This is a genomic window from Brevibacillus sp. NSP2.1, from assembly GCF_000470975.2.
GTDB classification, from domain to species: domain Bacteria; phylum Bacillota; class Bacilli; order Brevibacillales; family Brevibacillaceae; genus Brevibacillus; species Brevibacillus agri.
In genome coordinates this window covers 1,394,538-1,407,016 of the sequence record NZ_CP048274.1, presented here as the reverse complement: position 1 = coordinate 1,407,016, position 12,479 = coordinate 1,394,538, and the positions used below count along the sequence as shown (strand labels likewise).

12 protein-coding genes are annotated in these 12,479 nt (G+C 56.2%); all 12 read right to left on the bottom strand.

Translation table 11 applies throughout. The features are described from left to right. Positions 1-48 precede the first annotated feature (48 nt). The 12 genes from M655_RS06915 to M655_RS06860 all read right to left on the bottom strand — a co-directional run bounded on the left by M655_RS06915 (position 49) and on the right by M655_RS06860 (position 12,460). Complete coding sequence (locus tag M655_RS06915) at positions 49-1,020, bottom strand: threonine ammonia-lyase (protein ID WP_026557799.1); 972 nt, start codon at positions 1,018-1,020, stop codon at positions 49-51. Positions 1,021-1,027: 7 nt separating this feature from the next. Continuing rightward, on the bottom strand, positions 1,028-1,723 hold the full coding sequence (locus M655_RS06910; RefSeq protein ID WP_237716683.1) for a M20 metallopeptidase family protein: 696 nt from the start codon (positions 1,721-1,723) through the stop codon (positions 1,028-1,030). A gap of 337 nt (positions 1,724-2,060) precedes the next feature. Continuing rightward, positions 2,061-2,396, bottom strand: coding sequence for a hypothetical protein (locus tag M655_RS06905; protein WP_026557798.1), 336 nt, complete (start codon positions 2,394-2,396; stop codon positions 2,061-2,063). Positions 2,397-2,816: 420 nt separating this feature from the next. Then, positions 2,817-3,938, bottom strand: coding sequence for an aminotransferase (locus M655_RS06900; RefSeq protein WP_005828575.1), 1,122 nt, complete (start codon positions 3,936-3,938; stop codon positions 2,817-2,819). A gap of 54 nt (positions 3,939-3,992) precedes the next feature. After that, complete coding sequence (locus M655_RS06895; RefSeq protein ID WP_005828577.1) at positions 3,993-5,042, bottom strand: ornithine cyclodeaminase family protein; 1,050 nt, start codon at positions 5,040-5,042, stop codon at positions 3,993-3,995. A 130-nt stretch (positions 5,043-5,172) separates the two neighbouring features. Continuing rightward, a complete protein-coding gene (locus tag M655_RS06890) occupies positions 5,173-5,904 on the bottom strand; it encodes an IclR family transcriptional regulator (protein ID WP_005828580.1) in 732 nt (243 codons plus the stop codon). Between the two features lie 27 nt (positions 5,905-5,931). After that, positions 5,932-6,618, bottom strand: a complete 687-nt coding sequence (locus tag M655_RS06885) for an amino acid ABC transporter permease (protein WP_005828582.1) — start codon at positions 6,616-6,618, stop codon at positions 5,932-5,934. Positions 6,619-6,683: 65 nt separating this feature from the next. After that, entirely contained in the window at positions 6,684-7,499 is an 816-nt protein-coding gene (locus tag M655_RS06880; RefSeq protein ID WP_005834626.1) for an ABC transporter substrate-binding protein, read from the bottom strand. Between the two features lie 25 nt (positions 7,500-7,524). Further along, complete coding sequence (locus M655_RS06875; protein WP_005834628.1) at positions 7,525-8,247, bottom strand: amino acid ABC transporter ATP-binding protein; 723 nt, start codon at positions 8,245-8,247, stop codon at positions 7,525-7,527. A 210-nt stretch (positions 8,248-8,457) separates the two neighbouring features. Further along, complete coding sequence (locus M655_RS06870) at positions 8,458-9,399, bottom strand: aromatic acid exporter family protein (RefSeq protein ID WP_286086029.1); 942 nt, start codon at positions 9,397-9,399, stop codon at positions 8,458-8,460. A 222-nt stretch (positions 9,400-9,621) separates the two neighbouring features. Beyond that, positions 9,622-10,035 carry a zinc-ribbon domain-containing protein gene (locus M655_RS06865; protein ID WP_026557795.1) on the bottom strand — a complete coding sequence of 138 codons (414 nt, stop codon included), beginning with the start codon at positions 10,033-10,035 and terminating at the stop codon, positions 9,622-9,624. A 178-nt stretch (positions 10,036-10,213) separates the two neighbouring features. Further along, positions 10,214-12,460, bottom strand: coding sequence for an S-layer homology domain-containing protein (locus M655_RS06860; protein WP_026557794.1), 2,247 nt, complete (start codon positions 12,458-12,460; stop codon positions 10,214-10,216). Positions 12,461-12,479 lie beyond the last annotated feature (19 nt).

Here is a 12,479-nt window from a genome sequence, read left to right as displayed (position 1 = left end):
TAGCCGAGAGTGGACATGAAGTTCAACCTGCGGGCTGCACGCTGCGTGCTAGGAGTAGCGGGCCACGATCCCCGCCAGCTTGGCGGCGTCCACATTGCTGCCGCTCACGATGGTCAGCACCTTTTTTCCGGCCAGCTCGCCCACGACGCCTTGCATCAGCGCAGCGACTCCGACAGCTCCTGAGCCTTCGACCATCAGATGGTGCTCTTTTGCCAGCCAGTACATCGCCTGGGCGACATGCTCCTCCTCGACGAGCACGAAGTCGTCGACGATCTCAAGCGCCAGGTCGAGATTGCCCTGGGAAATGCCGCCGTGCAGACCGTCTGCCAGCGAGTCGCTGTACACGACGTCTGCCAGCCGCTTTTCCCGAAACGAGTAGTACCACGGCGGCGAAGCGTGCGTCTGGACTCCGATCACCTGCACCTGCGGGTTGATCGCCTTTGCCGCCAGTGCCACTCCGCAAATCAGCCCGCCTCCGCCCGCAGGCACGAGAATCGCGTCAAAGTCCGGCTCCGCAAGCATGGCCTCCAACCCTGCGGTTCCTTGTCCCGCAATGATGTGGTCGTCTTCAAAAGCGTGCACGAATGTACGGCCCGTTGCTTTTGCCAGCTCGTAGGCGTAGCTCTCCGCCTCGTCATAGCTGTTGCCATGCTCGACCAGCTCTGCGCCGTAGCGTCTGATTCCCGCTTTTTTCGTCTCCGGCGCTGTGCTTGGTACAACAATCAGGGCGGACACTCCCCGCAGTGCCGCCGCATAGGCCACCCCTTGCGCGTGATTGCCCGCAGACGCCGTAATGACGCCTCGCGCCAGCTCCTCCGCTGTAAGCGAAGCGATCTTGTTCAAGGCGCCGCGCACCTTGAACGAACCTGTCTTTTGCTGGCACTCCAGCTTCAGCCAAACGTCAGCCCCAGCCAGGGCGGACAGGGCCGCGGATGAAATCAACGGCGTGTGGAGCACCTGCCCCTGCAACTTTTTGTGTGCTTTGACAATATCCAGAAACGATACAGTTAACAACTTCATTCCCTCCTCAGGAAAAATGCTTCACCAATTGAACAAACAGCTCGATGCCCACCGGAATGGCCTCTTCGTCGAGATCAAAGCGGGGGTGATGGTGCGGATACTTGCTGTTTTCGCCTCCCATCCCTACGAACAGGAAGGCACCGGGCTTTTCCTGCAAGTAATAGGAAAAATCTTCGCCCCCCATGACAGGTTGGACATAGGCAACGCTTTCCCTGCCAAACTGCCGGACGGCGACTTCTGCGGCGTAGCGGCTCATCCGCTCATCGTTGACCACGGGCGGCGTCCCCCAGTCCACGACGACTTCTCCGTTCGCTCCCCACGCCGCGCACAATGCCTCGACCGTCTGCTTCAGCTCACGGGCCAGCAACTGTCTGGTCTGCTCGGACTGGGCACGCAGCGTCCCGTAGAGCACAGCCTGGTTCGGAATGATGTTGTAGGTCGTGCCCGCCTCCAGCCGACAAATGGAGATGACGGCAGGCTCGACCGGATTGATCCGCCGGGAGACGATCCCTTGCACAGCCGCGATCACCTGGCCCGCGACATAGATCGGATCAATCGTCTCGTGCGGCATCGAGCCGTGCCGGCCCCGGCCCGTGATGACGATTCGCACATCGTCGGATGAAGCCATCATCGCCCCGTTGCTGATCCCGATTTTGCCCTTTTCCAAAGGTTGCCAGAGGTGCAGGCCGAATACCGCGTCCACCTGTTCCAGCACGCCATGCCGGACCGCAGACGTGCGCGATGCCGGGATGCTTCGACAAATACGGCTTGTCCCCCTCTTCGTTGACGGGCAACGCGTCTATGTCTGCGCGCAAGGCAATCGTCTTTTTCCCGTCGGTCCCGCGCAGCAGTCCGACGACGCTGGGAGCCGGACAAGTAAGCAGCTCGAGCTGCCACTCCTGCAACCGGCTTCGGATATGGGCAGCCGTCTGGTATTCCTGCCCCGACAATTCCGGGTACTGGTGCAAATAGCGGCGTTCATGGACGGCCCACTCGGCGAGCGTTTTTGTGTCTGCTGTCATGTCGTTTCCTCCCCTCGATCAAAACGGTCCGTACCCGATCAGATGAGCGCCGATGACCGCTACCGCCGCGATTGCATACTGCAGCAAAATCAGCGGCAAAATCCACTTCATCCAGCGAATCCACGGAATGCCTGCAAGAGCAAGCCCTGCCATGAAATACCCCGAGGTCGGAATAAAAATGTTGGAGATGCCGTCCCCGAACTGCAATATAGGGATCGTCTCCTCCGCCATCCCCATGAGGGAGCCTCCCGCGGCAAAAAACAGCATCATGATCGGAATCAGCCATTTTTCCTGGTTCCGAAGCAGCCTGGAAAGCGTGACGATCAGCGCTTCAATCGCCCCTGTCGCCGTCAAAATACCGAATGTTCCGCTAATTATCAGTACAAAAAAGATAATCCCCCGAAGCTTCCACCAAGCCTGTATGCACGCTGTTCACAAGCCCAAGCGGCTTGACTGGCGCGGATTCCAGCCATTGAAACGACTGAGGATCAATGACGCTCCGCCCGTTCACTTCCACCCGCCCGTACTCTCCGGCAGGCTACACATACGTCAAAACGACCGCCACGGCAATGACGGCAAAAAGCAGGGCAAACACGTTGATTTCCCGCAGCTTTTTCGGTTTTTTCGGCTGCGCTTCTGCATGTGGCTGACTCATGATATCCCCCCTGTTCGATATCAAATCCAAGTCCTGTAACCCCAGAAGCGCAAGCGCGAGGCAGGCGAGTCTCCCTCGCTCCGCTGGCAAAAGAGACTCTCCCCGCTTTTTCCCGCCGCTTACTTTTGCGCCTGCAAAAACTTCGAAACCTGCGCCAGACCAGCCTTGAGCACCTCTGTATCGCAAGCGTACCCGATCCGCACCCAGCCTTCCATGTCGAAGCAGCTTCCTGGCGTCAAAAAGGCTCCCGTCGATTTGAACAAGTCGATGCAAAACGTTTCCGATGGCATATCCAGCTCGTATTTCAGCATCGCAGTCGTGCCTGCCTGCGGCTTGACGTAGGAGATGAGCGGCTCGCTCGCCACCCAGTCGTCGAGAATTTGCAGGTTGTCCCGCACGATTTTCAGGTTGCGCTCCATGATCTTGTCCCGGTTTTTCAACGCGTGCACAGCCAGCATGTCGTCGAGCATCCCGCAACTGATCGTCGTGTAGTCGCGGTGCGAGATGCAGTTTTTGATGACGTCGAGCGGCGCTGCGATCCAGCCCAGACGCAGCCCGGCGAGCGAAAACACTTTGGACATGCTGCTCGTCGCGATCCCTTTTTCATACAAATCCACAATGGACGGCACGACGATCTCCGGGTCCTGGTGCAAGTGGCGGTACACCTCGTCACACAGCAAATAGGCGTCAACCGAACGGGCAATCTCCACAATCTCCCGCAGCAAAGCTTCGTCCATCAAGGCCCCGGACGGATTGTTCGGGTTGTTGATGCAGATCAGCTTGGTCTTGTCGGTGACCAGCGCGCGCAGCTCGTCCAGGTCAGGCAAAAACTGCTTTTCCGGCACCAGGCGCAAATGCTTCACCTCTGCTCCGAAAGCCGCAGGCACCTCGTAAATTTGCTGGTAGGTCGGGTGGACGGCAACGACCTCATCGCCGGGGTTTACGAGCGAAAACAAGGTCAAAAAGTTGGCGCCGATCGCTCCGTTCATCGCCAAAATGTTTTCCGGCTTCATCGTCTCGTACATCCCCGCAACAAGGCTGCGGAACTCCGGCGAGCCTTCGATGTGGCCGTACGTCAGCTTCTTTTGCGCCATCTCGCGAAAAAAGTCTTCCGGTTCCGCAGAGAGCCGGATCAGTTCTTCCACGGTGAGCGAATCGACGCACGTTTCCGCGATATTGTACACGGCCTCCAGCTCGTAGGCGTTCATCCATTCTTCCACTTTAAAAGGGGCAATTCTCATGGCTGTTCCTCTCCTTTGTTCATCCAGTCCAAGTCCAGTACCGCTTCTGCCTCTCTACAGGTCGACGATGGCTCCTGCGCCGCGGCTTTCGGCCATCCGCAAAATATGTTGCGCCGTCAGCAAATCTTGAATGGCAATCCCTGTGCTGTCAAAAATCGTGATTTCTTCCGCAGACTGTCGCCCGGCGGCATGCCCGGAAATAACACTCCCGATCTCCGCCGCGATGTCTGCTTCTGTTATCAGTCCTTTTTTCAGCGGAATCTCGGTTTCGCCCACGCGTACAGCCTGCCCGATATCGTCGGTAAAGACGCGTCCGACAGCGAAAAGGCGCTCGTCAATTTCCTGCTTGCCTTCCATGTCGGCGCCGATGCACGTAATGTGCGTGCCAGGCCGGACCCATTCGCGGCGGATGAGCGGCTCCCGCGCTGGTGTCGCGGTAATGATGACGTCCGCTTGTCCTGTTGCCGCTTCGAGGTCGTCTACCGCCACAAATTCTACTTCGCATTTTTGTGCGTACCGCTCGTATTCGTCGCCCTTGTACTTCGAGACGAACTTGGCGAGCAGCTTGTCTTTGATCTCTGCTGCGAACTTCTCTGCTTTTGCCTGGGAACGCGGGTTGCTGATGGAGACGCGCTTGATGTTTGGCATCGCCATCAATGTTGCCATGATCTGAAAAGGCGCCTGGTGCCCCGTCCCGATCATCAGCAAATGCTCCGATTCCGGGCGGGCCAAATACTTCGCTCCGATCCCCCCTGCCGCGCCTGTCCGCATGCAGGTGATGTGTTCGCCGCTCAAAATCCCCTGCGGGACGCCTGTGCGGCTGTCCAGCACCATCACAGTCCCGAGCAGTTGCGGCAAGCCTTTCTGATCGTTGTCCCCAAACCAGGAGACGAGCTTCAGTCCAAACACGTCCGCCTGGGGCAAATGACCGGATTTGATGTCCATGTCTGCTTTCCCCGGTACAAATTCGTGAAAGATCATCGGAAACAGCGTCGCTTGCTGCGCCGACTTCATCTGGTAGGCTTGCTCGACCACTTCGATCACGCTGGCCATATCCAGTAAGTCTTCCGTGGTTTCCTGATTGATGACGCGAAATGGAAACATGTCTTGTGTGCCTCCTCTCGATTCCCTTCACACTACCACAACTTTTTGAGGCAAAAAAATTGAAAGTTCCAATAGTAAGCATTAGAAGAAATAAAACCTCCATCCGTTCATCCGGAAATGGAGGTTTGATCTAGGCTCCGCCGATTCTTGCCGAAATCGCGGTGGCCTTCTCTTTTACTTTTTCAATGAGCTGCGGCAGCCTTTCCTCCGGGACCCGGAAGATCGGCGCATTGATCGACAAGGCTGCCACGAGCTGGTTGCCGTAGCCGAAGACCGGGGCTGCGACTGCCATCGTCCCTTCCGTTTTCTCCCCGTAGCTGATGGCATAGCCGCTCTGCTTCGCTGCTGCCAGTTGCTCCACAAATGCCTGCTGCCGCTGCTCGGGCAGTTGCGCGGAGACGACCTTGGCGATTTCAGCCGCCTTGGCATGAGCGAGAATCATTTTGCTGGGAGCGCCAATCGTGAGAGGAATGCGCTCCCCCAAATTCTCGTCGATGCGGATTTTCAGCGGGCTTTCGACCTTTTCGATCGGCATCGAATCTGTCCCCGCCGGCACGTTGAGGAAAATGCTCTCCTCGACCTCGTTTGCCAGTTCCTCCATGAACGGCCGCGCCACGGCACGCAAATTCAGCTTTTCATGCAGGATAAAGCCGATTTCCATCCAGGTATATCCCGGCTTGTAATGCTTGGTCGCAGGCTCCTGCTCAACCAGGCCGAACTGGATCATCGAGTCGAGAAAACGATGGAGCGTGCTGATGGGCAGGCCAGTTGCGTCAGCTAGCTCCGAAATCGGCCAGGCAGGTTTTTCGTCAGATATCAGCACTCTGATAATTTTCATCGTCCGCTCGATAGATTGAACCATAATTGCTTCGTCCTCCGTAAAAGTGCGTTACGCTGCAACACTCGTCCCTTTGTCTTGCTTTTTCGGCGCCCTTCCCCGGGCCAGCCTGGCTTCCAATCGGTTGACAAAATAAGTGAACAGCATAATCAGCACGAGATAGTACAAGCCGACAACCATGTACGTTTCCAACTGCTTGTAGTTGGAAGCCGCCTCGCCGAGACCGGTCCCCCACAAATCTTGCATTCCTACGTACGCGACCAGCGACGAGTCTTTCAGCCCGATGATGAACTGGTTGCCTAGCGCCGGAATCGCCCTGCGGAACGCCTGCGGCAAAATAATCCGGCGCATCGCCAGCGGATACGACATCCCGAGCGAGCGCGACGCTTCCATCTGTCCGCGGTCAATCGACTGGATCGAGCCGCGGAAAATTTCGGCGATGTACGCGCCGTTGTGGACCGCAAGCGCGATAGCCCCCGCCCAGAACTGGGAGAGCGTCACCATGTTCGCCAGCCCGAAGTACAAAATACAAATTTGCACGATCAGCGGCGTGCCGCGAATGACGGTAATGTACACGTGCGCGAAGTAGTTGAGCGGCTTGGAATCGGATATGCGGAAAAAGGCAATGACCAGACCGACGATGCACCCGAGCAAGAGGGCGACTGCCGTAAGCTGCACGGTCAGCCATGTCGCTTTAAGGAAAAGGGGATAACTGGATAGGAAAATATCAATAATCATTGGAGATCCTCCTCACATGAAGCGGAAAAAGGGGGGCGCCCAGACCGGACACCCCGTTGCCCACTTTATTGTTTTTGCAGGATATTGCGGCCAAACCATTTTTGGCTGATTGTTTCATAGGTGCCGTCTTTAATGATTTCGTCCAGTGCCTTGTTGATCCGGTCGACTGCCTCCTGGTCGCCCAGTCGCACGGCAATCGCCTGTTCATCGTAGCTGAGCGGTTCGCCGACGTCGATCACTTTGCCGCCGCCCTCTTTAATAAAGCGCAAGCCTACTACCTGGTCGGTAATGACCGCATCGAGGCGTCCTGTCGGCAAGTCGAGCAACGCCGTAATATCGCTGTCGTACTGCGTGATCTTGTCTTCATCCGTCAGCTTTCTCGCCCAGTCGAGGTAGTTGGAAGCCTTCACGACGCCGATCTTTTTGCCTTTCAGGTCTTCCTTGCTCTTGATCGTCGTATTGCCCTCCTGGACGAAAATTTGCGAGCCGGAGCGATAGTACGGGTTCGTGAAGGAAACTACCTTTTGCCGCTCTGGCGTCACCGTCAAGCTGCCGATGATCGTATCGTATTTTTTCGCTTCCAGACCAGGGATGATCGTCTCAAACGGGTTTGTGATCGGCACCGGATTCATGCCCATTTTTTCCGCCAAAGCCTTGCCGATTTCCACGTCAAAGCCTGTCAGTTCTCCGTTTTCTTTAAAGCTGAACGGCTTGTACACTCCGCTCATCGCGTACGTAAAATCTTTTTTGCCTTCGCCGCCCGCTGCCTGTCCGCCGCCTGCTGGCGCGCTGCTCTCCTGCGAGCCGCATGCCGCGAGCAAAAGCGAGCCCAACAGTACGGTCGACAACAAAACTCCTGACCATTTTGCACGTTTTTTCATCTGAAATTCCCCCTGTTTCTCTTTTTTAGCGGATACTGCCCAAAAACTGTTTTGTTCTCTCATGCTGCGGGTTTTCAAAGAACGCACTAGGCGGCCCTTGCTCCAAAATTTGACCATCGTGCATGAACACCGCCCGGTCGGCAACCTCGCGGGCGAAGCCCATCTCATGGGTCACGACGATCATGGTCATTCCTTCTTTTGCCAACTGCTTCATTACCTGCAACACTTCGCCGACCAGCTCAGGGTCAAGTGCGGAGGTAGGTTCATCGAAAAGCATGATTTTCGGCTTCATCGCAAGCGCCCGCGCAATCGCCACGCGCTGCTTCTGTCCGCCCGAGAGCATGTCCGGGTAGACATCCGCCTTATCCTGCATGTTTACTTTTTTCAGCAGTTCGTACGCCAGCTCTTTCGCTTCCGCCGCCTTCATTCCTTTGACGTGCACCGGCGCTTCGATCACGTTTTCCAGTACCGTCTTGTGCGGGAACAGGTTGAAGTGCTGGAAGACCATGCCCACATTCTCGCGAAAATGGTTCAGGTTGGTCTTGTGCGGGTCAATCTTCTGCCCGCTGATCCAGATTTCGCCGCCATCGTGAAACTCCAGAAAATTCAGGCAACGCAGCAACGTACTTTTGCCTGAACCGCTGGCCCCGAGCAAGACGACGACTTCTTTCTCCTCGACCTTGAGCGTTACCCCTTTCAGTACCGTGAGCGAGCCGAAAGATTTGACAAGCTGCTTAACCTCAATCATCCTGCTATCCCCCTATCTATCTGCTGCCGGATGGATTGCCTCTTATACTTTTTCCGAATATCGGAAATGATTTCTGATTTAAATTATAATTGTATATTTTCAGACATTCAAGAAAAATTTAATTTGCTGAATAAATATGCATGAACGCCAAAAAAAAGCGGCTTCCTCCGGCTCTTCAACCAGAGGAAGCCACTGTCGCTGTGCCAGGCTTTACGCGCCTGGCTTCTCCTTGTTTACGGCTGCTGTCTTCTTGTCGTCACTGTTCTTGCCCAGCTCATGCTTGATGAATAAATAGTTTTCGATCTCGCGCAACAAGTAAAACAGCGACGCCCGCGTCTCGAACTCCTCGCGCGTGCGCGGCAGCTCCGACTCTTTGATCTCCTCGCGCATCTGGCGAAGTTGGTCGATAAAGCGGTACGCCGTATTGCCCGGATGCACCGATGCGCTGATTTGTTCGAGAAAGTCCGCGATGCGGTGGCTCTGCGGCACCTGCGTGTCCAGCGACGACACGATCGGCATCATCCGCTCCAGCAGCTCAAACTGCTTTTCGCGCATGACAAAATACTGGTAGTACGAATCATCCCGGCGTCCCAGCCGGTTGTCGATGTCGCGCGACGCCAGCCGAATCGCTTTTTCCAGCAGACCGGGCGCCTCGATCATCTCTTTTCCGTCCCACTCGCTCTCGCCGTGTCGCAAATAGTAGCTGAACTCCCGCAAAATTTGCCGGAACAACTGCTCCACCTGCTTTTGCATCGCGCGCAAATCTTTGTCCAGGCTCGGCATGTACAAGTTCACGAGCAGCGCGACGCCCACGCCGATCACCAACAGCCCCGCTTCGTTCAAAAGCAGCGGGAGATCCATTCGCTCGGACGAGTACAGATGCATGAGCACGACCATGCTGCTGACGAAGCCTTCCTGAATCCCGAAGCGCACGGCCAGCGGCAAAAACAAAAGAATCGCAAGCAAGATAGCCAGCGGCGAGTAGCCCAAAAAATAAAACAGCGCCATCCCGATCCCCAGCCCGAGAAAGCTGGCCATGATCCGGTTCCACGCCGTGCGAAACGACTGCTTGACCGTCACCTGGATGCAAAGAATCGTAATGATTCCCGCCGATGCCGGATACATCAGATCAAGCTGCTGGGCCAAAAAGATCGAGATCGCCGTCCCAATCGCCGTTTTTAATGTACGATAGCCGATTTTCAGTTTGAGAAAGCTCAGTCTTGTTCCCCTCCGCTCTGATGTCGCTTCCCTTTTCCTTTACTGTACCAAAAAGCGCCCGCGAACCAAAGACAAGACTTTGTTAAAAAAAGTAAACGTTGCATGAAGCGAAGCGGCTTGCAAGCGTAGTGCACAGTCGGCAAAAGGCTGTCGCCGTCACACTTTTTTCCCGCAGCCTGGACAGTATTGGTAGTCGGCCTGCACGCGCTGTCCGCAGTACGGGCAAAACGCTTTTTCGCCCGCTGCTTCTGTCCTTGTCGGCTTCCCTGCTGCGCGCTCGCCGCCGTACTTGCGGTTCAGCGGATCGCCTTCTTCGCTCGCATCGGTAATATCGTAGAGCGACATCCGTTCTTTTCCGGTGGCGTTTTTATAGTGATAGACACCTTGCGCAATGCCTATAATGACGAACACGACGCCAAACAGCGGAAAAATGGTCCCGACCACAGGAAACGGCGAATCTTGTGTAATCACAAACGCCATGATCGTCCAAAAAATGCCGAAAACAACGGCTGCGATGCTTCCGGCCGCCCCCATTGCCGACGGCCCTCTTCCTGGCTTGATACTTTTCATCCGCACCCTCTCCCTCGCCTCCCGGACGTTTTTGCCGGAAGCGTTTCTCTTGTTCCACGCATTTCTCCCATCCTATTACAAGTACGTTTTGATGACAAATCGGTTTCCAAGAAAAAAGACACCATCGTCTCCATGATGGTGTCCGCTTGTCCTGCCTACCGGGCGATTGCTCGGGCGGCTACTGCTTTGTCTTTTTCAGCTCGTAAAGGGCTTGCATTACCTCCGCAACGTCTCCCCGCGATACGGTTCCCTCAGGCGCGAACGAGGCTGCCGACTTTCCTTTCAACAGGCCGTGAGCCGTCGCCAACGCCACTGCCGGCACCTGCTTTTTCGGCACGTCCTGATACGGCACTGTAAAAAACTCCGGCTTGTCCAGCACATCCCCGTAGCCGAGCAGGCGGGCGACGATATCTGCTGCATCGGCGCGCGTCGCCGTCCGGTCTGGCGCAAACGTCTGGCCCGTTTTCGGAATCAGTCCGTATTGCAGCCCTTTCTGGATCGCGGCGTAATTCGGGTGTTTGACATCCACGTCGGCAAACGGGTAAGGCTTCTGTTGTTCGTCGCTGGAGAAACGCGGCCGGAGGTAGTTGAACTCGATCCGGTTCGTCAAACGGCCGATCATCTGGATCAGCTCGCCGCGCGTCACGGCTTTATCCGGCTCCAATTTTCCGTCTTCAGCGCTCAGCCAATTCATGCGCAGCGCCAGTTCCAGTGCCGCCTGCTGCGGATGGCCTTCGATGTCGCTCGGCTTCTGCTGTTTTTTCGCCTCGGCAAAGCTGAGCCATTCGCCCGTCTCTGCCAGGACAACTCCCGCATCGCCTACGTAGCGATACACGAGAATCGGCTCGCGCGGCTGCGGCGGCACCGGAAATGGTTCTTCCTGCGGCAAATAATAGGTCAACTGTAGCGTTTTTTGCTTCTGCTCGGCCTTTTTCGCAGCAGCGCGGTCCACGATGTCCTTGCCCACTGCCCCGACAAACGGCGTCCCGTCCCAACGGCTGCGGTTGTCCAGTGTCTCGGCTACCCCGGTCTCGGGATTGACCTCTACCGCGAACTGCGCATATTCAATCGGGATGCCGTCTTGCAGCCAGCCAAACGTAATCTCGTACGGCAGACCCTTCTCCTGCATGCTCTGGAGCGTCTCCTTTGACGGGGATTGTTTGACCAGGTAAATGTCGCCGAGCCTGTCCGCATACAAGGTACGCACCAGCTTGAGCGCGGATGCCTCTGCTTGCTCCCAGGTGACTGCCTTTTCCCATTTTTGTCCTGATCTCTGGAATCGCGCATTCTCGTTGACACTGTATTCCACCAGCTCGCCGCGGTCGTTGATACTGAGTTCTGTCTGCTCCTCACCCGAACCGTTTCCTTGAAGCGGCGTGAAGCTGAAACTCCACCTGCGCACCTCGACCCCATCCACGCCGGAGCTGGTGCCGCCCCCGTTGCTGCCCTCAGAGCGGTATGACCCTGGCAGCTTTTTGATGTATTGCTCGGCAATTCGCTGCGCCTCTTCTTTTGAAATCAGCGGTTTTTCCTCTGCTTTGGCATGCGTATTTCCCAACGGCTCGATGTTTTTCGCGCTTGCCTCTTTGCCAAGCGCATTGAGCAGTTGTCCGGTTGCTGCATCCACGAATTGCGGATCGTCCGCTTCGTATTTGTACGCAAGCTGGAAGGGAGCCAGACGCTGCGATCGTCCGAACATGGACATGTCGCTGAACAGCAAAGTAGGAGCAGCCTGCTCGTCCCACTTTTTCGCGGCTTCGGCGCTGTCGATCACCTTTGCGGCATCAGGCAGCTTGCCTTCGTACCACTCCCGGCTGAAGCTCATCACTTCCCCGTTGTGGTCCACGATGAACCGAAAACCGTTTTCCAAAAAAGGAATCTCGTTTTCCACGCGGGTAAAGGTGACAAATTCCCGCTGTTCGCCGCGGAACATAGGCTGATTAGGGGGCACATACTCATTTGCTTTGGACAGGCGTGCCCGCTCGTCTGCTGTCGTTACCCGCTCGAGAAATGCGGTGGCCGCTTTTTCCGCTTGCTCTCTGGAAATTTGCGCTGAGCCTCCGCCGCTCTCGTTTTCTCCATACTTGGAATAGTCCAACAATTTTCCCGATACCGCATCAATTGTTACGGAAAGACTTGCTTCGTTTGCTTTTTCCCAGACCACCCGCCAGATCGGCTCGGTTGAATACGCTTCGTTTGCGCCGACATAGCGCACCCGCAAAAGCCTGTAGTCCGCCGGAACCGCCACCCATTTTTGCGCCTGCTTGAGCGCTTCTTCCTGCGTCAACGTCTTCGCTGTCGGCTGCTCGGCCGCGTAAACCAACGGCGCTCCCCCGATTGTCCCCGCATTTGCAAACAGCGTGGTCAGCAGCAAAGACGACGACATGGCCATTGCCAGCCCCCACGATTTTGTGCCTCGTAGCAAAACTACCCTCTCCTCTCTT